At 59.0% G+C, this 23,356-nt stretch carries 20 protein-coding genes; all 20 read left to right on the forward strand.

The features are described from left to right. Positions 1 to 3 precede the first annotated feature (3 nt). The 20 genes from R8L07_12420 (at position 4) to pseI (ending at position 23,275) form a co-directional block, all read left to right on the forward strand. Positions 4 to 999 carry a hypothetical protein gene (locus R8L07_12420; protein ID MDW3206332.1) on the forward strand — a complete coding sequence of 332 codons (996 nt, stop codon included), beginning with the start codon at positions 4 to 6 and terminating at the stop codon, positions 997 to 999. Beyond that, a complete protein-coding gene (locus R8L07_12425) occupies positions 992 to 2,125 on the forward strand; it encodes an aminotransferase class I/II-fold pyridoxal phosphate-dependent enzyme (GenBank protein MDW3206333.1) in 1,134 nt (377 codons plus the stop codon). The genes R8L07_12420 and R8L07_12425 overlap by 8 nt, the downstream gene beginning before the upstream one ends. Continuing rightward, positions 2,122 to 2,685: a hypothetical protein gene (locus R8L07_12430; protein MDW3206334.1), complete on the forward strand. Its 564-nt coding sequence runs from the start codon at positions 2,122 to 2,124 to the stop codon at positions 2,683 to 2,685. Before R8L07_12425 ends, R8L07_12430 begins: the two co-directional genes overlap by 4 nt. Before the next feature lie 28 nt (positions 2,686 to 2,713). Further along, on the forward strand, positions 2,714 to 3,757 hold the full coding sequence (locus R8L07_12435; GenBank protein ID MDW3206335.1) for an N-acetylneuraminate synthase family protein: 1,044 nt from the start codon (positions 2,714 to 2,716) through the stop codon (positions 3,755 to 3,757). Then, positions 3,754 to 4,668, forward strand: a complete 915-nt coding sequence (locus tag R8L07_12440; GenBank protein MDW3206336.1) for a hypothetical protein — start codon at positions 3,754 to 3,756, stop codon at positions 4,666 to 4,668. Before R8L07_12435 ends, R8L07_12440 begins: the two co-directional genes overlap by 4 nt. 20 nt (positions 4,669 to 4,688) lie before the next feature. After that, positions 4,689 to 5,723 (forward strand): sugar phosphate nucleotidyltransferase, encoded by a 1,035-nt coding sequence (locus R8L07_12445; protein MDW3206337.1) that lies wholly within the window; start codon positions 4,689 to 4,691, stop codon positions 5,721 to 5,723. A 187-nt stretch (positions 5,724 to 5,910) separates the two neighbouring features. Further along, positions 5,911 to 6,942, forward strand: coding sequence for a UDP-N-acetylglucosamine 4,6-dehydratase (inverting) (gene pseB, locus R8L07_12450; protein ID MDW3206338.1), 1,032 nt, complete (start codon positions 5,911 to 5,913; stop codon positions 6,940 to 6,942). A gap of 10 nt (positions 6,943 to 6,952) precedes the next feature. Next, positions 6,953 to 8,173 (forward strand): UDP-4-amino-4,6-dideoxy-N-acetyl-beta-L-altrosamine transaminase, encoded by a 1,221-nt coding sequence (gene pseC, locus R8L07_12455; protein MDW3206339.1) that lies wholly within the window; start codon positions 6,953 to 6,955, stop codon positions 8,171 to 8,173. A 1-nt stretch (position 8,174) separates the two neighbouring features. After that, on the forward strand, positions 8,175 to 10,163 hold the full coding sequence (locus R8L07_12460) for a hypothetical protein (GenBank protein MDW3206340.1): 1,989 nt from the start codon (positions 8,175 to 8,177) through the stop codon (positions 10,161 to 10,163). A 99-nt stretch (positions 10,164 to 10,262) separates the two neighbouring features. Beyond that, the gene (locus R8L07_12465) at positions 10,263 to 10,853 is read left to right on the forward strand and encodes a GNAT family N-acetyltransferase (protein ID MDW3206341.1); all 591 of its coding nucleotides are present in this window, start codon (positions 10,263 to 10,265) and stop codon (positions 10,851 to 10,853) included. Between the two features lie 32 nt (positions 10,854 to 10,885). Then, a complete protein-coding gene (locus R8L07_12470; GenBank protein MDW3206342.1) occupies positions 10,886 to 12,088 on the forward strand; it encodes an SDR family oxidoreductase in 1,203 nt (400 codons plus the stop codon). A gap of 8 nt (positions 12,089 to 12,096) precedes the next feature. After that, complete coding sequence (locus R8L07_12475; protein MDW3206343.1) at positions 12,097 to 13,875, forward strand: HAD-IIIC family phosphatase; 1,779 nt, start codon at positions 12,097 to 12,099, stop codon at positions 13,873 to 13,875. A 16-nt stretch (positions 13,876 to 13,891) separates the two neighbouring features. After that, positions 13,892 to 14,152 (forward strand): acyl carrier protein, encoded by a 261-nt coding sequence (locus R8L07_12480; GenBank protein MDW3206344.1) that lies wholly within the window; start codon positions 13,892 to 13,894, stop codon positions 14,150 to 14,152. Then, the gene (locus tag R8L07_12485; GenBank protein ID MDW3206345.1) at positions 14,145 to 15,143 is read left to right on the forward strand and encodes a Gfo/Idh/MocA family oxidoreductase; all 999 of its coding nucleotides are present in this window, start codon (positions 14,145 to 14,147) and stop codon (positions 15,141 to 15,143) included. The genes R8L07_12480 and R8L07_12485 overlap by 8 nt, the downstream gene beginning before the upstream one ends. A gap of 31 nt (positions 15,144 to 15,174) precedes the next feature. After that, positions 15,175 to 15,858, forward strand: a complete 684-nt coding sequence (locus tag R8L07_12490) for a class I SAM-dependent methyltransferase (protein MDW3206346.1) — start codon at positions 15,175 to 15,177, stop codon at positions 15,856 to 15,858. Positions 15,859 to 15,882: 24 nt separating this feature from the next. Next, complete coding sequence (locus tag R8L07_12495) at positions 15,883 to 17,043, forward strand: alpha/beta hydrolase fold domain-containing protein (GenBank protein MDW3206347.1); 1,161 nt, start codon at positions 15,883 to 15,885, stop codon at positions 17,041 to 17,043. After that, the gene (locus tag R8L07_12500; GenBank protein ID MDW3206348.1) at positions 17,040 to 18,548 is read left to right on the forward strand and encodes a hypothetical protein; all 1,509 of its coding nucleotides are present in this window, start codon (positions 17,040 to 17,042) and stop codon (positions 18,546 to 18,548) included. The genes R8L07_12495 and R8L07_12500 overlap by 4 nt, the downstream gene beginning before the upstream one ends. Before the next feature lie 41 nt (positions 18,549 to 18,589). Next, on the forward strand, positions 18,590 to 20,659 hold the full coding sequence (locus tag R8L07_12505) for an aminotransferase class III-fold pyridoxal phosphate-dependent enzyme (protein ID MDW3206349.1): 2,070 nt from the start codon (positions 18,590 to 18,592) through the stop codon (positions 20,657 to 20,659). A gap of 8 nt (positions 20,660 to 20,667) precedes the next feature. After that, complete coding sequence (pseG, locus tag R8L07_12510) at positions 20,668 to 22,206, forward strand: UDP-2,4-diacetamido-2,4,6-trideoxy-beta-L-altropyranose hydrolase (GenBank protein MDW3206350.1); 1,539 nt, start codon at positions 20,668 to 20,670, stop codon at positions 22,204 to 22,206. A gap of 1 nt (position 22,207) precedes the next feature. Then, complete coding sequence (pseI, locus tag R8L07_12515; protein ID MDW3206351.1) at positions 22,208 to 23,275, forward strand: pseudaminic acid synthase; 1,068 nt, start codon at positions 22,208 to 22,210, stop codon at positions 23,273 to 23,275. The last annotated feature ends 81 nt before the right edge of the window (positions 23,276 to 23,356 follow it).

The following is a 23,356-nucleotide window of genomic DNA, read 5'->3' on the forward strand; positions in this document are numbered from 1 at the left end:
GTCATGTTGCTGGTTGTCCTGGCAGAGGCCGGCGCGGCTGCTTACCTCGCTCCGGTTCTTCGGGCCTGGTCGGAAACGGAGCCGGGTTTCGAATGGTCGGTCGTCGCAACTGCCGTTGCCAGCGCACGATTGCCGGTGGAGGCCCTGGGCGCACGTTTGAAGCATGCCGCTTTGAATCGTGGGGAACAGCGGGAAGCGGCGGAGTGGATCGACCGATTGTCTGCCACGGCGTTGTTGTGTTCGGCGGGCGGATGGCCAATGGAGCACGGGGCCGTCGCCGAAGCGCGATCACAGCATCTTCCTGTATGCCAGTTCGTCGATACCTGGACCAATTATGCAAGGCGTTTCAGAGCGGATGTTCCTGGAGGGTTGAGATTGCCGGACAGGCTTCTGCTCATCGATGAGCAGGGCGTGAAAGAGGCCGTAGCTGAAGGTATCCCCAGATCACTGTGTGCGACATGCGGACATCCAGTCTGGGAGACAATTTCTGAACTCGATCCGACTGATAGCCGAGCGTCGGTATTCATTGGAGCGCCAGTCTACCGGGACTATGGCACCGAACTGGGATATACCGAATCCGACAGTTGGGCGATGCTGGAGAAGGTACGCAGGGATCGGCCGGATCTGATCTCTGATCTGCTATACGCCCCCCACCCCGAACAAACGGATCTGGCCGATATCGATCCGAACCGTATCCGGCCATATCACAGCAGGCAGCTCGAAACTGAGATTGGACAAGTGTTCGGTATTTTTTCTGCCCCGCTGGTTGATGCCTACCTCTCGGGACGGCGTAGTGTCAGCATCCAGCCCAATGCCGTGGGGCAAGATATGTGGCCGTTGAGCCGGTTCGGATTCGCGCCGCGCGCCCGAAGTGAAGAGGAGTTGATTCGGGCTCTGGAGGCGCCGCTTGCGAAGGCGAGCACGTCTCTCCGCCGCGGATTGGAAAATAGCAGAAGCCGGATAACGGCGTGGATTGAAGAGATGGTTTCAAATGACTGACCGACGTATTCCACTGTCCGTTCCGGATCTCCGAGGGAACGAAGCCGCGTATCTGGCGAAGTGCGTAACGGACAATTGGGTTTCGACCGCCGGCCCGTTCGTGACCGAACTCGAAGATCGTATGGCGGCACTCTGTGGCCGTCGCGCTGCCGTGGCTTGCGTAAACGGCTCCGCCGCGCTGCATGTAGCCCTTCTTGCTTTGGGGGTTGCGCCCGGAGATGTCGTCATCGTTCCGGACTGGACCTTCGCCGCGACGGCAAATGCCATCGTTCATGCAGGCGCACAGCCCTGTTTCGTCGACATACAGCGATCGGACTGGACTGTCTCTCCGCAATCGATCGAGACTGCCTTTGCCAAATACGGCAAGCGTATCAGGGCCATTGTGGCGGTTGACGTTGTCGGCAACCTTCCCGATCCGGGCCCGTTGAACGAGATCGCGGCACGGTATGACGTCCCCGTTCTGGAAGATGCGGCGGGTGCTATCGGTGCGGCGCGAGACGGCATGCCGGCCGGTTCATTGGGGAAAGCCGCAGTGTTTAGCTTCAACGGGAACAAACTCGTTACGGCCGGAGGCGGCGGCGTTGTGGTGACGGATGACGAAGAGTTGGCCGCCCGGTTCCGGCATGTCACCACGCAAGCGAGAACCGGGCAGGACTATCGGCACGACGCGGTCGGTTTCAACTATCGTATGACGAACCTGAACGCGGCTGTCGGGGTCGCCCAACTGGAGGTCCTTGACGCGTTGCTGGCAGATAAGCGACGGATAGCGCGGGATTATCAGCGGGCCGTTGCCGGCCGTTCCGACATGGCCTTCATGCCTGTCAGCCGACCGGAGGAATCATCCTACTGGTTGGTCAATGTCGTCGTTGCGGATGAGCCTTCCATGCGCTCTCTCGTCTCCCACTTGTCGCAGGCCGGTATTGATGCACGACCTTTCTGGTGCAGTCTGTCGGAACAGGGCCCCTACCGGGCATTCCACAGCGTGGCGGTCGACGTTTCCCGGGCTCTGACCGATTGCGTCGTGACTTTACCCTGTTCGAGTAACCTGAAGGCGGAAGATCAGGCACGGGTTCTGAAAGCGCTGGACGAATGGCAGGGACACCGGCTTCCGGAGAGCGCCGAATGAGTGTGGTCCTGTTCGGTGCCGGCGGACATGCCAAGATGCTCGTCGAGATTTTGCAGAAATCTGGTGAGAAGATCGTGCTCTATTGCGATCCGAACACGGCTGAATGGTTGTACGACATTCCTCACTCGCGAGTAGACACGGAGGCCAGCCCGGAGATGGGGGATGCCGTGATTGGACGCGGTGGTGTGACGCCCGATGGATTGCGCGACCGTCTGTCCGGTGTTCTCGAAGTCATGGAGATGGGATTCGTGCTCCGCACGATAGTTCATGCCAGCGCGATCCGGTCGGACAGCGCTGAGATTGGCGCAGGCAGCCATGTGCTCGCCGGGTCGATCGTGCAGCCGTTTTCCCGGATCGGCACTGCGTCGATCATCAATTCGGGGGCTATCGTCGAACACGACTGCCGTATTGGTGACGGTTCGCATATCGGTCCCGGGGCCATAGTGCTGGGCGGTGCGCAGATCGGGGACAATGTCATGGTCGGAGCAAGGGCCGTCGTATTGCCGCAGGCGGTAGTTCCCGACGGAACTCTGGTTCCCGCCGGGCGGACCTGGTCCTGAAGCCGATTTAACAAGGAGACAAGTTTTAATGTTTTCAGAGAATGGCCCGACCTATGTCATCGCCGAAATAGGCGCGAACCATAATGGCGACATCGAACTCGCGAAGCGGATGATCGATTCTGCAAAGGCGGCGGGCGCGAATGCGGCAAAATTCCAGTCTTGGGACTCAACGATCTTCTCGAAATCCGTTTACGAGCAGAACTATTTCCTGGGTGACGACTATCGAAACCGCACCGACTTTGATCTCAAAGGGATTGTCGAGGAGTTTGCCGTTACCTTTGAGGAAATGAAGGAGATCGCAGCCTATTGCCAGGAGGTCGGGATTGATTTCGCATCAACGCCCTTCAATCGGCGTCAGGTGCAGGAATTGGTGGACCTCGGTGCGCCCTTCGTGAAGATCGCGTCGATGGATATCGACAACGTCCAGTTGCTGCATGTTGCCGGTGAAACCGGACTGCCGGTTGTTCTGTCCACCGGGTTCGCACAATTGGCGGAAATCGACCGTGCCGTCCGTTGGGTTGAAGAAACGGGCAATCACGACATCACAATACTGCACTGCATCTCCCTCTATCCGCCCCAGGATGAGGAGGTAAATCTCGATAATATGGACATGCTGCGCGAGGCGTTCGGCTATCCTGTCGGTTTTTCGGATCATACGATGGGCACTGAAATCTCCATTGCATCCATCGCGAAGCGCGCTGCGATCCTGGAGAAGCATTTCACTCTGGACCAGAACATGTTCGGCTGGGATCATAAGATTTCGAGTACGCCGGAGCAGATTCGCGACATCTGTGTCGCGCGGGACCGTCTGGCGAAGGCGCTTGGTTCGAAACGCCGTACGGTTGGTGCTCGTGAACTGGAACGCCGCGCGGAATACCGCCGTTCCATCGTTTCCGCGCGCCCGATTGCCCGCGGCTCGATACTGACCGCGGAGGACATTGATTTCCGTCGGCCCGGCACCGGACTGACCCCGCCATACATCGAACTGGTGGTTGGCATGCGCGCTGTCCGGGACATCGAAGAGGACAGCCTGTTGACGCTGGCCGATCTGGAAAGTGCCGAGGGCAAGTGAGCGGTCGCGATCGCTTGGCCAAAATCGCCTTGTGTAGCGCGGTCTATTCGCAGCCGGCCCATGTTGCCGGGCAGTTTGCCGATGGCGTTGTCGAATTTCTGAGGAATGAACCGGATTGCGTACTCGCATTTGCGGTTGAGAACGGCACGGATGTTTCAGCCTTTCTGCCGCAGGGTGTGCGGGATTCCAGAGTGCTGACGATCCATGCACCGCCACAGACATCTCCCGTCGCATTGCGGCGGCTGATGCTGGAGGCGGGCATGTCTTCAGGGGCGGATTGCCTGGTCTTCTGCGACTGTGATGACGTTGTTTCGGAATCCGCGGCAAGTTTGCATCGTCGTGGCCTTCGGGGCGCCGACATCTCATACGGAAATCTGGACCTGATAAACTGGAAGGGGGAGCGGCTGAACCAATCGCTTTTCGGTGGTGCGCCGGCGTTCCAACGCATTTCAGGCTCGGATTCAATTGCTCAGCGTAATGTCTTCGGACTTTCCAACACTGCGGTTAGATCCTCGGTGTTTGCCGGGGGAATTCCCGAAATACCGCAATCCGTGGTCGCCGTGGACTGGTATCTTTTCACGGTTTTGCTGGATCAAGGGGCTCATGCGGCCTATGCCGGGGGCTCCGTTGCCAGTTACCGCCAATATGTCGACAACACGCTGGGCGCCTCCGCGGCGGTTTCCAGTGACCAGTTGGCGAAACGACTGACGATTGCTGAACGGCATTTTCAGGCTCTGCCGGCGACCCGCGCCCGCCAGGAAGCCGAACTTGCGCTTCGCCGCGTGCGGCAGGAACTGGATAAGGAATCGGGGGCGATCCAAGGAATGATGAGCCTGATGCCGCCGCTCAGAGCCTGGTATGAAGACCTTTTCGGTATCGCGGCGCAGCTTGCGGACCACACTGAGGGTTAAAGAAGAGAGATGCGTTACGCATGGAACTGATCGTCGACATTGCCCCCTTCACCTACCGGTCCGGCACGGATATCCGATCGGTGCTGGAGCGGTTCAACGCCGCTGCCCGACAGATTGGATGCATTGTCGCGGAGGATGGCGCGCTGATCGGCACTGTAACCGATGGCGACATTCGCAGGGGCATGCTGGCCGGTGCCGTTCTGGAAGATCCCATCGACCGTTGCATGAACGCGACTCCCTTCGTGCTGAAAGAGGGCGAACACCCGCAGCCGGGCGCATCACGTCGCGAATTTCTTCCTGTTGTCGACGCAAGTGGTCGCCTGCTGAGTATTTTTGTCGAAACCCTGCCAACTGCCAATCTAGGGCCTTGTCTGGTTATGGCCGGAGGCTTCGGATCCCGAATGGGCGACGCGACCCGGCATACGCCGAAGCCGTTGTTGGAGCTGAACGGACGACCAATTCTCGATCATATCCTCGAAAGGGTCGAGGCGGCGGGACATAAATCGATCTACATCTCGACATACTATCTTTCGGACAAAATCGAAGGTTTTATCGAGTCTCGGTCCAATTCGGCCGATGTTCACATTGTCAATGAGGCCAAGAAATTGGGAACGGCGGGAGCCGTTGGTCTTCTCGCCGATGCTGGCGATGCGCCGCTGACCATGCTGAACGGTGATGTTGTAACCAATATCGATCTCAAGGCGTTCCGGGATTACCATGATCGACACGCCTTGGATGCGACGATAGCGGTGGCCCGCTACGAGCATGAAATTCCCTACGGGGTAGTTCGTCAGAGCCCCGAAGGTCTGTTTACCGGCATCGAAGAGAAGCCGACTGTTCGTCACTTCGTTTCCGCGGGAATCTATTGTCTTTCGGCTGATGTTCGATCCCTGGTACCGAAAGATGTTCCGATGGACATGCCGGAACTGTTGAACGAGGCACGCAGCTTGGGCATGAAGGTCGGACTGTTTCCAATCCATGAATACTGGCGTGACGTGGGACGGCCAAGCGATCTTAGCCGGGCCCGGGACGATATGATGTCGGCGCCGAAATGACGTCGGACCGGGATTTGCGCCGTCAAAACAGTTGGCTAATCCAGCGATGTCTTGTAGGCAGCAGTCGTGGCCGACGGCACCGGTGACCAGTATCCCCGTTTCCCCATGAGGGTATGACCCTTCAAGGTATTTCCTTCCGTCACTGCAGGGCGGAGGGGCCTTTCTGCAAGTATCAGGAGAAACACCGTTGACCAATTTCGATTCCTCCGAAGTAGAACTGACCGGAAAGAAAATTCTGATCACCGGCGGTACCGGATCGTTCGGCCGCGCATTCGTGCGTCACGTCTTGGATCATCATGATCCGGACCGGGTGATTGTGTTTTCCCGGGATGAGGACAAGCAATACCTGATGGCGAGTGAGTTCGGTTTCGACTTTACCGGTACGCACAACACAAAATTGCGGTTCTTCATTGGCGATGTGCGTGACCGAGAGCGCCTGGAAATGGCGATGCGGGATGTCGATGTGGTGGTTCATGCCGCCGCTCTGAAACATGTCCCGACGGCCGAATACAATCCCATGGAATGCATTCGAACCAACGTGCATGGCGCCGAAAATGTAGTCAACGCGGCGCTGACCTGCGAGGTGGAGAAGGTGCTCGCGCTGTCCACGGACAAAGCGGTTAACCCGATCAATCTTTACGGCGCGAGCAAACTGGCGGCCGACAAGATTTTTATCGCAGCGAATAACCTGAGCGGTACCAGACCGACTCGGTTCAGCGTCGTGCGGTACGGGAACGTGCTGGGCTCACGCGGCAGTGTAGTTCCATTTTTTCAGCGGCTCATCGAGAGTGGCAGCGATCATTTGCCCATTACGGACGAGCGCATGACACGGTTCTGGATCACTCTGGATCAGGGGGTGGCCTTTGTCCTGTCCAGCATAGGCCGCATGTTCGGCGGTGAGATCTTCGTCCCTAAGCTGCCGAGCATGAAGATCACCGATATGGCAAAGGCCCTGGCCCCCGATCTGCCGACGCGAACGGTGGGGATACGACCTGGCGAAAAGCTTCATGAACTCATGCTGACCGAAGACGAGTCTCGGGTCGCCTATGATCTGGGTGACCGATATCTCATCGCGCCGGAAATCGCCTTTACGAAATCTGTGGAAGATTCCCTGCAGGGATTGGAACGGTTGCCGGAAGGATATCGATACGCAAGCGACAGCAACGATGAATGGCTCTCGCCGGCGGCACTCAAGGCATTAATCCAGTCCGGGAAGTAAGGCGCCCTTCATGATACCCTATGGTCGGCAACAGATCGACGAAGACGATATCGCTGCGGTTACCGCGGTTCTGCGGTCGGACTTCTTGACCACGGGCCCTGCTGTCGACGCATTTGAAGCAGCTCTGGCGGATGTGTGTTCCACGGAGCACGCCGTCGTTTGCAGCAATGGAACCGCGGCGCTCTATATGGCGTCGAAGGCGCTGGGGCTAGGAGACGGGGACGTAGTCATCGTTCCCGCAATCACATTCCTGGCGACGTCTTCCGCGCCATTCCTGGCCGGCTCGGAAATTGTTTTCTCCGATGTCGATCCGGAGACGGGTTTGATGCGGCCGGAAGACCTGGAAACGGCGATCATTGCCGCCGGCAGGCGCTTTCCCGACAAGCGGGTGGCAGCGGCATTTGTCGTACAACTCAATGGGCAATCTGCGGATATGCCGGGCCTCAAAACGATATGCGATCGCGAAAATTTGGCACTTGTCGAAGACGCCTGTCATGCGCTCGGCGGCCTGACCAGATGCTTCGACGATCCTGAGGCGAATGGTGCCGACAGCCGCATTGGCGATACCCGTTGGTCGGACCTGGCCTGTTTTTCCTTCCACCCCGTGAAAACGATTGCGATGGGCGAAGGCGGTGCCGTCACGACGCGGGACGCGGAAATGGCCGAACGTCTGCGTCTGCACAGAAATCACGGAATGGAACGAAATCCGCAACGCTGGGTTCGGGAAAATCAGGGGTTTGCGCGGAACGGAGAGGCCAATCCATGGTATTATGAACTCACGGAGCCTGGGTTCAACTTTAGGGCCCCGGATATACTCTGTGCGTTGGGGACGAGCCAATTGCGACGTCTCTCCGGCTTCGTCTCGGATAGGGCGGCCCTGTTTGCGCGATATCAGGAAAGATTGGAAAATCTGAATCAGCCGGTGCAGGCGCCGGCGGTGGTGCCTTGGGGGCGGCCGGCATGGCACCTTTGCGCGGCCCGGGTTGATTTCGATTCGATTGAGCGTGACCGGGGGGCGGTCATGCGCGACCTGTCGCGCCAGTTCGGGATCGGTACCCAAGTCCACTATATTCCGCTGCATCGGCAACCGTTCTGGGCCGACCGTTACGGTCCGCAAGACCTGCCCGGCGCGGATCGATACTACAGCAGGGCATTGTCTCTACCGCTGTTCGTAGGAATGAATGAAAGCGACGTGGATCGCGTCGTGGATGCGTTGGCCAAGGCCCTCTGAAATGGAGGAGACATTTTCGTTCGAGAATGTCGACATCGTCGCGATCATCGAGTCGATGGAGGCCGTCCAGCATACACTTCGTAGATTCGACGGACGAAGACTGCTTTTCGTAACAACCAATCCGTATGTTCTGGAGTGTTGTGCGAAGCAGGGGATCAGGGCCGCCGCGCTGGATGGACCGACCAAACAATCGGACGCGGACCGGGTTGGATACGCCACGGTAGACGCGACATTGTTTGCACGAGAGCGGCTCGATGCCCGTTTGACGGAGATTGCGGATGCGCCGTTGCTCTGGGCCCTTGTTCTAGGCCTTCAGCGTGCCCTGACTTTCTACCTTTACAAGGCGATGCTTCTGGCACCGTTACTGGACCAGGCCCGTGCCGAAGGCGTTGAAATTGTCGCGGTCGGCAGTGTGTCGGATACACCGGTTCAGGGGTTCCGTGTGGTTCCGGATAGGTTTGACACGCTTTTCGCCGTCCTGGCCTCCCGGCTTGATATCCCGGTTGAGCCATTTGTGGCGCAGAGACCGTCCGGCGCTATGGAAACGGGCGATTTTCTTCGTCCCAGCTTCTGGACCCGATGTGTAACCTTGATGAACGCGCCGCTGACCAGTCTTGCGTTCCGGCTGTTCAAGCGCCTCTACGGGGGACGTACGATCCGGCTGCGCCCTGCCGTCGGTGGTAGAAACACTCTGATACTGAATCAGAGCAACGAGTTGGTCGAAGAGTTGTTTCTCGCCGAACTATGCCGCAGGCGGATCGTGTTCAAAGACTTTCGGCGTCGGCCGCGCGGCTCGGATTCAAATGGGGCCGGTTGCCCCGACCTACAGTTTCTGCGACCGGAGTTGGAGCGAGCGTTCCTGGATGGATGGCGCGAGCAGGGGCTGGCGGTCACGGACCCTGTTCTTGCCGCAGTTGGCATTGTCGCGGAAAGAACGGTGGAAGCTCTGAAGCATGGTGTTGCACGCGTGCGTGAGATCACCTCGGATGTCGACCGTACTGTTGGTCGTCTGGGGCGCAATGTTACCATTGTGAACGCCAACAACAGCCCAGAGGAACGGCTGCTTCGCCATATCTGCCGCCAGCGGAACATCGCCTGTGTGAACTTGGAGCATGGCATCGCGCCGGGGCTCAGCCCGTTGCACAAGGCGATCTCCAAGATGGACAACGAGAGCGGCGTTCGTGAATTTCTGTTCTATACGCCTGCCCAGAAGGAATTGGCCTCCGCGCATATTCCGGAGGCCGAGCGGGAGGGGCCTTGGAGTGCCGTTGTCGGGGTGCCGTCACTGGTGCGATCGATCAAGGTGAAATGGCTGCAGCGTACATTGCAGCGGATGGCACTCGGCACACGCGGTCGTGTGATCTGCTGGTGTACAGGTCTGTATCCGAACAACTTTCAATTCTTGCCGCATTATTGGCGGGATAGTCACTATCACCGTTTGCGCAAGGCGGTTGTGCACGAAGTGCTTTCTGGGATCGACGGACGGGTGCTTTTCAAGCTCTATCCCACCTATCGCTATACGGATCCGGATCCATTTTCGGATATGGAAGACCTCCCGGCAAACTTTCGGATCGAACAGTTTACCGATTTCCGCAACATGCGCGCAGCGGTGGACGTGCTGATCGTGGACGGACCCGGCAGTATCCTGTCCTGGGCCTGGAGTGCACGTGTGCCACTGATTTATCTGGAAACCGGCATGTACGTCCTGAGCGATCCGTTCCGGGCGGCTTTGGAGAAAGCGGCCTTTGTCGTCGATTGCAGGGAGCCGGATTGGATCGCCGAAATGAAGGCGCTGCTAACAATGGATCACAAGGAATTGCAGGCAGAATATCATCGCCGGCGGAGTGCAGCCTCATCGGTAGAAGCCCATTACATCTTTGGCCCGGCCGACCATCGCCGTCGCAGGTTCAACGAGTTTATCGCAAGGCGTGACCTGCCCCGCGTTCCCGGGGCACAGTCGGCGTTTGGCACCGGCGCTACGGGAGAATGATTTGTTCGTTGCACGATGCGACTGCCGATTCGTACCGGGGCCTGATCGGCCGCTACCGGGCGGTTCCCTGCGCATCTTCGAAACACTCAGGGTAAGTTGATGACGAATTCCTATTCCGAAGTTTTGGAAGCGGGACTGGTAACCCTCCGTCGCTATCGTGTTGAGGATGTCGGCGAAGATTACCTTCGCTGGATGCAGGACCCCGAGGTTACGCATTTTATTCAGGCCCGGTTCGACCACCACGACCTGGAATCACTGCGCAGTTTCGTAGCGGGGTTTGACCATAAGGACCGCTTCATTTTTGCGATCCACGACAGAGAAACGCAGCACCGTATCGGCACCTTCACGCTCCGTATCAATCCCGTTCACCGATTCTCAAGCATCGGTTATCTGATCGGGGAGAAGGCATATTGGCGCGGTGCTTACGCACTGGATGCTTGCCGGGCTGCCCTGGACTTTGTGTTTTTCGAACGCAAGGTGCGAAAGGTCGTCGAACCGACGACGGAGAACCATCTTGCATCGAACTTCAACTTCAAGAGGTTGGGGTTCACCATGGTGGCGAAAATTCCTGACCTTTACTGGGGCGACGGCAAATATCAGGCCGCCACCTATTGGGCGATTTCAGTGGAGGAATGGGCCGCGCGCCGCGGACGGCCTGTTCCGGAAATCCCAACGCCCGAACGGGACTGACGGAGCGGAATCGGTACGATGGGATACGGTCGATGAGCGAACTGCCGGTTAAAGGGCAAAGTGCGGAGCTTGTGATTGATGTGACCGCCGACCTGCTGGAGCGGTTTGCGTCCTACAGCGGCGACCGCAATCCGATGCATTTCGATGATTCCTTCGCTCGCGCCCGAGGGCTGGGCGGACGTGTTGCCCACGGCATGTCCTATGCAGCATTTATCTCTACGCTGATCGGACAGCATCTGCCTGGCCCCGGCGCACTCTGGCTATCGCAATCGATACGTTTTCTGGCTCCTGTTGAAGTTGGGGAGACGGTGCGGCTCAGGGCCGAAGTCGAATCCGTTTCTCAGTCGGCGCGGACCGTGGATCTGAAACTTAGTGCCGACGTGAAGGATCGTGGCGCGGTGATGCAGGGCGCGGCGACTGTAATGGTGCCATCGACCGATGCGTCCCCGTTGCGCTCAGGGCGCCCGAGCACCCAGCTGAGAATTGACGGTGGACCAGTGGCTTTTCTGTTCGGCGGCGCCAGTGCGCTGGGACGTTCCGTCGCGTCACGGCTGGCCGGTGAGGGATGGAGTGTTGCGTTGTTTGGCCGCCGGGGCGGTGATCTGACATCCCTGGTCAATGAAATGGAAGAGGCGGGGGGCGGCATAGGCGCGGCCAGCTTCACCTGCGATCTGACCGACAGCGATAGTGTCGCGGCTGCCTGTGAAGATGCAAGGAAGGCGTTCGGGGTGCCTTCGGCGCTGTTTCATTGCGCCAGCGCACCCCTTGCGCGGTCAGGGATATTGGAAACCGACGCGGCCACCTTCGACGCGCATCTGGCCGTCCAGCTTCATGGAACAAAGGCGATTGTCGATGCCTGCGCGGGAAATATGATAGAGGCCGGTGGCGGCAGCCTGACTTTCATTGGTTCCAGCGCTGCACGAGGGGCACCGCCGGACGGGCTTTCCGCCTATGCGGCAGCCAAATCCGCGGCGGCCTCTTATATTCGCTCCGTCGCACTCGAACTTGGCCCGAAAGGCCTGCGGGCGAATGTGTTGTCTCCGGACTTTCTCGAGACGCGCCTGACCAACCATGTTCCGGACCGCACCAGGAAACTGGCCGCGGCCAAGTCACCGCTGCGCCGCCTGGCGACTGTGGACGAAGTTGCTGCGTTCGCCGTTTTCATTGCGGGCCCCGGGGCGGCCTATCTGAACGGTGAAGACATATTGCTGGATGGCGGGCAGAAGATGCTATGAGTACCGACATGGACCAATCCGAAAAGAGCGAGAGCCCTGTCGATGTGGCGGCGTTTCGGTCGGAACTTCGCGCTTCTCCAAAGCTAATGACCTATCTGAAGGCGTTGCGTGTTCTGGAGAGTGAATCAATTCCTGCGCGGCGCGTCCGGTTGCTTTCCAGTTTTACTGTACGGGCGTTGGAACCGTATCTGAAGGTGGAGGCGCTGCTATCGGGCTGGCGCATGGAGCCGCAGTTCGAGGAATACTCTCAATGGCAGCAGGCGCTTCTCTCCGCACCGCAAGAGGGTGCGGAGGCGGATGCCTATGTTCTGCTGCTACATCCGGAAGCATTCGTGGACGCCACACGAGATCGCGATGAAGCGCTGAATGCGGCTGAGCGGAACCTGACCGCATTGGTTTCGAACTTTCGGAAGCGATGCGGGGCACCTTTGTTGCTCGTGCTGCCGAAGACCGCGGTGCATGCCGAAAGGTTCGGGTTCGGCTTGCTGGCCCGAGGTCCCTCCGAGGTTGCGGCCACAAGACTCTGCGATGCATTACGGGCCGTCGCGGAATCGACGGCCGGGGTCTATTGCGTCGACCCTCCTGAAGAGATGGTTTCGGACCGGGATCTTGTTGGGCTTTACCGGACAATGACGCCCGTGCGGCCTGCACATGCCCCCGGATACGCAGAGACCATTGCTCGCAGCCTGTCCGGGTTTTTCCGGCCCCGCAAGAAGGTACTCGTATGCGATCTGGACAACACATTGTGGGGAGGGGTTGTCGGGGAAACGGGGGCGGATGGCGTTGCCATTGGGCCGGAATGGCCCGGGCAAGCCTACCGCTTGCTGCAACGCGCGATCCTGGATTTGTCCGAGAGCGGGATTCTGCTTGCGATAGCCAGCAAGAACAATGAAGCGGATGCCCGAGAGGTTTTTGATACACGATCGGAAATGGTGCTGCGCTGGGAGGATTTCGTTGCGCGGCGTGTTGACTGGAATGACAAGGCCGAGAACATCCGATCCATGGCGGAGGAACTTTCGCTGGGTCTCGATAGCTTTGTATTCCTGGACGACAATCCGGTGGAGTGCGCGCGTGTTCGGACCGCCTTGCCGCAGGTTGAAGTCGTCATGATGCCGCAGGAGCCTGAGCGGTTCGTGGAGGAGTTGCTGAACTGTCGCGGCTTCGATGCCCTATCGATCATGGCGGAAGACAAGTTGCGAACGCAGACCTATCGGGCCGAGGGCCAGAGACGGGCATTGCAGGAAGACGCGGCGAGTATCGATGATTTTCTGAAAACCCTGGCGCTTCAAGCCGATCTGAAAACGGTTCAGGCATCCACGGTGGAGCGCACGCATCAGCTCTTCAACAAGACCAATCAGTTTCACATGACGCTCGAGCGGCCGACCTTGAGCGAGATCGAAGCCAGACGGGAAGGTCTGTACACAATTTCTTTGCGGGACAGGTTCGGCGACTATGGGATTATCGGTATCCTGGAGTTGTCCTCTAGTCCGGATGCCATGCGGATAGATAACCTGATCATGAGTTGCCGGGCTTTGGGGCGCGGCATGGAGGAGACGGCGCTCGCCTTTGCCGCCGAGCAGGCCCGAGAGCGGAATCTTGCGAAGCTGGAGATCGCCTTTGTCGAGGGGCCGAGGAACCAGCCGGCGCGGCGATTTTTGGAGAAGGCCGAGTTTGAGGCAGCACGGGATGAAGGGGATGGCCGGTGCATCTATGTTCGCCCCATCGACCGGAACATTCCCGAATACCCGGCGGCGGTAGAGTTGAACCTGGTGGTCGAGGCCGCCTGAAGGAAGAGACGTTAAAATGGCGCAGAAGATGAGCGAAGCGGAGATCCGGCAAGTTCTGGTCGAGATTTTTTCCGAAGTGTTGGGAATCAAGACCGAGTCAGTAACCGACGATTTGTCGCCGGACAATTGTGAGAACTGGGATTCCCTGCGGCATATGCAAATCTGTACCGCAATCGATGAAAGTTTCGAGATTGCCTTGGATATGTCCACTCAGGTTGAGATTCTGACATTCGACTTGGCCGTGGAGACGGTAAAAGCAGAGCTTTCCAATGGCTGAAGCCGACCGGTCCGGTCCAACCGTTGCGGTGATCGGACTTGGATCCATGGGAATGCGTCACGCGGCCAATGCGCAAGAGCTGGGCGCCCGGGTCGTTGGGGTCGAACCTGATCCATCTCGCCGGGATCAGGCGGTAGCAACCCTGCCGCAACTTCGTTTTGTGAAGGATGTCGTCGATGCGGCGGCGGTCGCCGATGCTGCTGTGATTGCCAGCCCGTCTAGTCGTCATGCGGATGATTTGCGGGTTTGTTTGTCTGCTGGCTGCCATGTTCTGGTGGAGAAACCGCTGGCGGATCGGACAGACGAAATGCGTGCGCTGATGCAGCAGGCCCGAAAAAGCAACCGGATCGTCGCCGTCGCGCAGAACCTCAGATTCCATCCGGCCGTCATGGCAGCGCGTTCGATTCTGGATGCGGGAGAGTTCGGGCCGGTATTGTCGGCGGTCAGCATTGGGGCGAGCTATCTTCCGGAATGGCGGCCTAACCAGGATTACCGCACCAACTATGCTGCTGACCCGAAGTCCGGGGGCGTCATGTTCGACTGGATTCATGAAGTTGATCTTCTGGCGCATCTTCTCGGACCATTTCGCGTACAGGGGGCGGCCTCGGCGGGTCAGCGCGTCCTCGAGATGGAGTCAGAGGAGGAGGCGGGGCTGTTGCTGCGCCACACGCAGGGCTGCCTTTCGATGGTGTTGCTGAGCTACACGACACGGCCGCCGCTGCGAAAGACCACCTTGTTCGGGCCGAATGGCCGTCTGGAAATTGATATTCCCGCCCGGACCCTGCTGCAACTGGATGCCCACGGGAATCCGGTAAGAGAAGAGGCGTTCGGCGGCCAACACACGGACGACTACAAATCCGAGCTTCAGGATTTCCTGTCCGCGATACGAACGGGCGGGCCGCCGCGATGCAGCGGCGAAGAGGCTCTTGAGATCTTACAGGGCGTGCTCGACGCGCGGCGGATTGCTGGGCTGCCGCAACACGGCTCTTAACGCTGAACCTCGGGAAAGGTCGGAAGGATAGATGGGTACACAATCGTCAAATGCCGAAACCCGGATGTGGGACGTTTTCAACGAGTTCCATTATCTTTGCGATACACACCGCTATCAGAAACTGCTTGCGCGTGCTGACATCGTTCGACGCATTGCGGATGTGCCCGGCGACATCGTCGATTGCGGCACATTCAAAGGCATCAGTACGCTGCAATTTGCCCATTTTCTGAAGATATTCCGCCCCCACGGGGCTGGACGTGTTGTCAGCTTCGACACATTCGAGGCTGTTTTTCCGAAAGTCAGAGCTGATGAGACAGAATCTGCCGAAGCCCACATGCGCGATCTGTACGAAGCGAGCGCTTTCGATCAGTTGACAGACGCCGTGTCCCGCCTGGGACTGGAGCAAAGCGTAGAGATCGTGAAAGGCGACATCACCGAAACCCTTCCGGAATACATGGCGGACAAGCCCGGGTTCCGGATTTCATTGCTGCATTGTGACCTGGATGTTTATCCGGCGACGAAGCGCATACTGGAACTGGCATGGGAGCGGCTGGTCCCCGGTGGAATTGTTCTGTTCGATCAATATGCGGTCCGGAATTGGGGTGAGGCCGATGCCGCCGATGAATTCTTTGCCACTCTGGACCATCCGCCGAAGCTCAAGATCCTGACGGAGACTCCGACTCCGACGGCTTATGCGGTCAAGGAACGGTACTAATTGATGGTTTCGCCGGTGTGGAGCATGCGATACGCGGCGCTGCTGAGGCGGCTCAAGCGGCTTGCGGGAATTCAAACGCCGCCGCCCCCCCGTCCGGCGGCAGCGCAGGCCGCTTACGACCCAAGCGCCCGCGCTTCTTTTTTGATGCGCGATGCGCCTTTGGCGCTGTCCCGCGCCAAAAATCGCGATCAGGGCCTCTCTGACTGGCAGACACAGGCTCGGGACAAGCTGGCCGAGATTACCGGCTACTGTCGGGAGCGTCCGCGCCTGGCCGTTGTTCACGATGCTCCTTACCAGACACCGGGGTCACCGGCCATGCGGGAGGTTGTGCTGGCAACTGAATGCGGGCTGTTGGCGCCTTTGATGATTGCAGACCCGGGGGACGGGGCTGGGCTTCGACCCGCCATGATCTGCCTGCAGGGAACGAATAGCGGATTTCACCTCTCCTGGGGCGAGACGCGTGAGCCGGTTGACGCCATGCGGATTGAACGAGGGGGGGATTTTCTGAGGCAGGCCGCCGGTCAGGGATTCGTCGCCGTTGCGCTGGAGATGCGGTGCTTCGGCCGCAGGGCGGAACGCGCGTTGCCTCGTCGATCTCCAGTCCATTCGATCGATCATGCGCTCCATCTGATGCTCAACGGGCGGTCTCTCCTCGGCGAGCGGTCGTCCGATGTGTCTCTTGCTCTGGATTGGCTGGTCGAGAACGCCCCTGAATTGGGCATCGATCCGGAAATGATCTACATCATGGGGCATTCCGCAGGCGGCAGTGTAGCATTGTATTCCTCGGCGCTGGACACACGCATCGCCGGCGCAATCTTGTCGGGATGTATCGGCTATGCTCGTGAAACTTACGGCGCCAGGGGGGACCAGGCGGGCCAGAATGTCGTGCCGGGTTTCCTGAATTGGATGGAAACCGATGATGTGGTCGCGCTGTGCGCCCCGCGCCCGACAGTGGTGATTTCAGGTACGAAAGATCATATCTATCCGGGTGATGGCGCGAGTCGGGTCTGTGCCTCGGCCGCGGACGCCTGGGCGGCGCTGAATGCTTCGGATAGGCTGGCTGTTCTGGAACCGGAAGGGGGACATCGCTTCTATCCGGATGCGGTCTGGCCAGCGTTCTCGGAAGTCGCGCGTTTAGCACCGATCGGTAAGAACGAGTTCTTGAAGGAAAGGGCAAGTCCATGAAACGGATGCTGGATGTCGAAAAGACGCGCCGGTCCTACCATGCGGACCGCGCGATGAATAGCACGCACAGGGCGTCCTTGATGGTGCCGGAGTTCGATGGTGCGGATGCTGAAATCAGCTTCCTGAATCACTTTCTGCTGAAGCGGGGATATCCTAACGTCGCCTGCCGTGTCACTGCCATCGATCCGGAAGGTGCGCGCATCGTTTCTCGTCTCGTTCCGATCAATGAACCCAAGGTATACACCATTCCCTTGTCCGGAATGGTCGATGAGGTCGTGGATAGTTATCAGGTCGAATTCTTCGCCGCCGATAACCTCTTCATCCCGTTTCCCGCGGTCATGATCAATCATCGCGGAGACGGGTTCGTGAATAGTGTTCACGCCTATAATCGGGTCCTGAACGATGTTTTCGAGGACGATGAAATCAACCAGGTCCACCAGCGCGAAGCGGCCATTGATGTGCGGTACGACGACGTCGCCGAGACATTTCTTGTTTTCCACGCCGGTCCTCAGCCGGTCGACGATGTGCTGCGTGCGGAACTGACCCTGCCGGACGGCCGGGTGCTCAACGCGGAACATTCGATCCGGTGTCCGAAACTGTGCCGGAAGATCATCATGTTGAGCGATTTGTTCCCTGAACTACCGAAACCGCTGGGCGGGGGGACACTGAAAGTGGACCAGCCGCGGCAGTTCCTGTTCTACGGACGCATGCTGGTCGGGCAGAAAACCGCTGACGGCGCCTTCAGCGCCAATCACAGCTACTACGATTGTGCGGATTTCCCGGAGTATTGGGATAACAGCGAGCCGAGCGGTCGTGTCTATCCGTTCCTTCCGAAGTTCGACAATATTTTGCGGTTCTATCCGATCATGTCGCCCGGTGACCTGTCGTTCAATGTGTCGCTTTTCGATCCGGATGGCAGGGAACTGGGGGCGAGAAACCTTGGCCAGATATCCACGCCCAAAGGCAACGATTTGGAGTTTTCCGTAACTGACTTCGTCGCGCAGGCAGGCATCGATCCCGGTACTGTATCCGGGTTCGGGATCACCGCACGACCTTCTTCAGGGAATACGCCGACAAGGGTCAATCACCAGCTTGTCTATGGTGCGGGCGGATTGGAAAGTTCCATCAACATTTCCCTGACCAATCCCAACGTCTTCGTTCCTGCCGGCAAGAAAGGCTTTAGCTGGGGACAGGTTCTGGTCGGCGGCGGAATGACTTCTCAGCTAGGTCTCGTCGGAATGACACCATCCGCACCGGGGGCATCGGCATCGGTGAAATTCTATGACGCGCGCGGTCAAATTGCCGAGCGTCAGGTTGAATTGGCCAATCGCGGCGCGGCCGTCTTCGACGTAGCCGAAGAACTGGAATCCGAACTCGATTCCTCCCGGTTGGAGGAGGGAGATTGTGTCTGGTATCAGGTGGCGACGGACCGTCCGGATCCCAGCGCGATTGTCGCTAGCCGGAATGACGTCACCGGGCATTCGGTTGGAGAGCATTCCTTCTGACCCGGGCCGGATCCTTCATCTAAAATCTGGAAAACTTCAATATGCGCACGGTTGCGATTATCCAGGCACGCATGGGGTCTTCCCGCCTGCCCGGGAAAATTCTGATGCCAATCGGCGGCGTGCCGATGCTTGAAAGAACGGTGAACGCGGCACGGGCGGTTTCCGGGATCGATGCGGTGATCGTGGCAACCACCGATAATGCCCAGGACAATCCTGTCGCCGAGTGGTGCGCCCAATCCGGAGTCGAGATTTTCCGCGGTTCGGAAACAGATGTCCTGGACAGATTTTCAGGGGCTGCCAAACAGGCCGCTGCGGATGTGGTTGTCCGGCTGACAGCGGATTGTCCATTCCTCGATCCGGCGATTGTCGCCGAAACGTTAGCGCTGCATCGCATTGCGAAGGCCGACTATGCCAGCAATGTTGCGCCGCCGAGCTGGCCTGACGGGCTGGACTGCGAAGTCATGACCAGTGCCGTGCTGGACGTGGCCGCCGCTGAGGCGATTCGTACCAGCGATCGCGAACATGTAACCCCTTTCATTCGCGCCAATCGACACCGGTTCAAGGTCGTCAATCTGCCATGCCCGATTCCAGGCGTCCATCGCCTGCGGTGGACGGTTGATACTCAGGAAGATTTGGAGCGGGCGGAACGGTTGGTCGGGGCTGCTTCGGCATTCTCGGGAAAAGGCGCTACGGAGACCCTGCGCTGGACCGAACTGCTGCATTGCGACATGCCGCAAGTGGGTGATTCCCGAGCGGCGGACGGGCGCAACGAAGGCTATCGGATCAGCTTGACCGCAGATCAGAAGTCGCCCGCCAACCGATCTCCGAGAATCTACAAGAACTCCATGGGGCTTCTGGAGCGTGCCGAGAAGACCATCCCTACCGGAGCACAGACTTTCAGCAAGAGCCGATATCAGTTCCCGGTCGGAGCGGCGCCGCTGTTTTTGACCGCTGGCCAGGGCGGCCGGGTATGGGATGTTGACGGCAATGAATATGTCGACATGGTCAATGGGCTGTTGTGTGTCTCGCTCGGCTATTGCGATCCTGAAGTCGATGCGGCGGTACGAGCCCAGATGGATCTTGGCGTCAGTTTCTCCCTGGCAACCGAACTGGAAGCAGAACTCTCTGAGAGGCTGGTTGATATCATCCCGGCGGCCGAATCGGTGCGGTTTACAAAGAATGGTTCCGATGCGACCAGCGCCGCGGTTCGGATAGTGCGCGCAGCCACCGGGCGAAACCGAATCATCAGCTGCGGCTATCATGGTTGGCACGATTGGTACATCGGCGCCACCGCACGATCCCTGGGGGTGCCGGAGGCTGTTCGCGACCTGACAAGTGTTGTGGCTTACAACGATCTGGAAGCCGTCGAGGCTGTCCTGATGCGGTATCCGAATCAGATCGCCGGCCTGATAATGGAACCTGCGAACATCACCGAACCTGATCCGGGATACCTGGCCGACTTGAAGGAGCTACTGCACCGTCACGGCGCGTATCTGGTATTTGACGAAGTCATAACGGGGTTCCGCTTTTCGCTCGGCGGTGCACAGGAACTTTTTGGCGTTACGCCGGATCTCGCATGTTTCGGCAAGGGAATGGCGAACGGGCTGCCTCTTTCCGCGGTCGTCGGACGGTCCGACCTGATGGCGCAGTTCGAACATATCTTTGTATCCGGAACCTTCGGCGGTGAGGCCTTGTCTCTTGCGGCGGCCATCGCTGTCGTCGACAAGATGCGGCGCGAACCGGTGATCGAAACCATCAACCGAAACGGCGGTGCGTTAGGCGCTGCGGTAGAGGAAGTGATTTCTTCCAACGGTCTCGGGGCGGTCATGAAGCTGAAAGGTTTCGACCCCTGGCGAATTCTGATGATTCAGGATCAACCGGGGGCCGATGCTATGGCGATCAAGACGGTTCTGATTTCGGAAATGTGCCAGCGTGGCGTCTTGACCCTGGGTAGCCACAATATGTCCTACGCGCACTCCGAGGCCGACCTGCGTCAGGTTGTCCAGGCTTACCGGGAGGTCCTGCCAATCATCGCGGACAAGTTGGCGAGAAACAGGCTGGTGGAAGAATTGTCAGTGCCGCCGCTAGTGCCAGTTTTCAAGGTGCGGTGACGGCGGTCATGGTCGAAGACCGGCCGCTCGTGGTATTTCGTACCGCTGCGGGGCCTCGGATCGGCGGCGGGCATTTGTTCCGCTGCCTGGCGGTGGCCCAGGCGGTGCGGGCGTTGGGCGCGCGTACTGCCTTTGCGCTCAATGATGCGACCGGCGGCTTGGCATCCGTTGTTGACGGTGAGGTTCGTTTTGTTGAAGCCGGTGATGGAACCGCCGACTGCGTGGATAGTGGCGGCGAGATTGAACGAATGCTCGCCGGCTTTGAGAAAGTCCCCGACTGGGTCGTGATCGACCACTACAGAAGGGGGACTGATTATGAAGAGGCCCTCGGGGAGATTGGCGCGTCGGTTTTATCGATTGACGATCTGTGCCGGTCGCATGCTGCCGGTTTTGTTGTCGATCCGGCGCCAGGACCTGATCGCGACCGGTACATCTCTGCTGCGCCGGACTCTTGGCTTCTATTGGGGGCGGAGTTTGCGCCGCTCCGACAATCCTTCATGACTGCACCTGTTGTTCAAGGCAGCGCAGGTTCGGTTCTGATCGCTTTTGGCGCTGCCGATCCCGATGGTATGACGGTGCGCGCTCTGAATGCGTTGGCCAAGAGACCGAATGTTCTCCTGGATCGTGAAGTCATCGCGCTGGTCGGGTCAGGGGCTTCGCACAGGCCCGCTGTCGAGGCGGCCGCAGCCGAAATCGGTGCTCGAGTCCTCTGTGATGTCTCTGATATGAACGGGTTGCTGGCCGGTGTCTCTCTGGCTATCGGTGCCGGCGGCGTGAGCGCGCTTGAACGGTGCTGCATGGGAATTCCCAGTATCGTGGTGGAGATCGCCGACAACCAGCGACCGACTATCGATGCCTTGATTGCTGCCGGCGCCGCCTTGGAAATCGGACTTCATGACTTTGAATCAGACCTTGCCCCGGCGGTGGCGCAGTTGCTGGAGGATACGACCGCCTGGAAAGCCATGTCCCGTGCCGCGCGTGGTTTATGTGACGGTTGGGGAGCGGCGCGGCTCGCGGATGCAATGCTGCGCCCCATTCGGGATCGGTCCGGTGCGCAGATATTGTGCCGACGGGCTTCCCGTCGGGATGCCGAGCGGTTGTTTGAATGGCAGAACGAACCGGGCGCGCGTCGCTATGCCCGCAATCCGGAACCTCCCGGGTGGACGGAGCACGAGGCGTGGTTCAATGCCGTAATGGGCGACAGGAACCGGCTGCTGCTGGTGGTGGAATGCCAGGGTAAACCGGTTGGTATGGTGCGTTACGACTACCTTGGTCCGGGCCGATGCGAGGTGAGCATACTGATCAGCCAGGCCGCGGTGAACAAGGGGATAGGAGGGGCTGCGCTCTGTGCCGGGGAGCGGGAGGCCTGCCGCACGTTTGCACAATCGGATGACCTGCCGGGAATGGAGTTGCTTGCCTATGTCGACAATGCCAATACGGCGAGCCGCCGACTATTTCATGCTGCGGGGTACGAACCGGTCGCCGGACAGTCCGGTTGGCACAGCAAATTATTGACCTGCGGAAGTTACGCGGAGACAGGAGCCTGAGATGAAAGAGTTTCAGATCGATGGCCGGTCGATCGGCTTCGGGCACCCTCCCTACGTGATCGCCGAACTGTCGGGAAATCACAATGGGGATTTGTCGCGCGCTCTGGCATTGGTCGATGCTGCGGCCGAGGCCGGGGCCGATGCCGTGAAGCTTCAGACCTATACCGCCGATACGATTACGATAGACCACGACGGCCCGGGCTTCACACTGGAAGGCGGGCTTTGGGACGGGCGTCGCTTGTATGAACTGTATCAGGAAGCTGCGACGCCTTGGGAGTGGCACGAAGCCCTGTTCGAGCGTGCACGGACTCACGGCATCGCAGTTTTCTCCTCTCCGTTCGACCATACGGCAGTCGACTTTTTGGAGGGGCTCGGAGCGCCTGCCTATAAGATCGCCAGCTTTGAAGCCGTGGACACGGATCTGATCGCCAAGGCCGCCGCTACGGGAAAACCCCTCATCATTTCTACGGGTATGGCGGATCTCAGCGAAATCGCCGAGGCGGTGCAATCGGCACAGGTCCCCGAGAGCGGGGGAGTGGCATTGCTGCATTGCGTCAGCGGCTACCCGACGCCGATGAAAGACTGCCATCTGGCGACGATTGGTGAGTTGATGCAAAGGTTCGACGTGCCGATCGGGTTGTCGGATCATAGTCACGGAACCACCGTACCGATTGCCGCCACTGCATTGGGGGCATGCATCATTGAAAAGCATTTCACCCTGAACCGCGCAGATGGCGGCGTGGATAGCGCGTTTTCTCTGGAGCCTCATGAGCTTGCGGAACTGGTGCGCGGAACACGGTCCGCCTGGGAGTCGATCGGAAGTCCGGGATTCGGTCTTAAACCGAGTGAAGCCGGAAACCGGCAGTTGCGGCGTTCGCTGTATGCGGTCAGGCCCATTGCGGCCGGAGAGGTCTTTACCCGGGACAATGTCAGATCGATTCGTCCGGGATACGGCTTGCCTCCGAAGCGCCTGCACGATGTGCTGGGACGGAAAGCGGCCCGGGACATTGGTTTCGGTGAGCCCATGGCTGCCGAGATGATCCATGGCGGATTGCGAGACGACACGTGACACGCCGGTTTCTCTTCACGATTTCACCGGGGCGAAGTGGCCAAGAAAGTCTGACGCGTCTGTTTGAGGCATCTGTCGTTG

Source organism: Alphaproteobacteria bacterium (assembly GCA_033344895.1).
Classification (GTDB): domain Bacteria; phylum Pseudomonadota; class Alphaproteobacteria; order UBA8366; family Aestuariispiraceae; genus Pacificispira.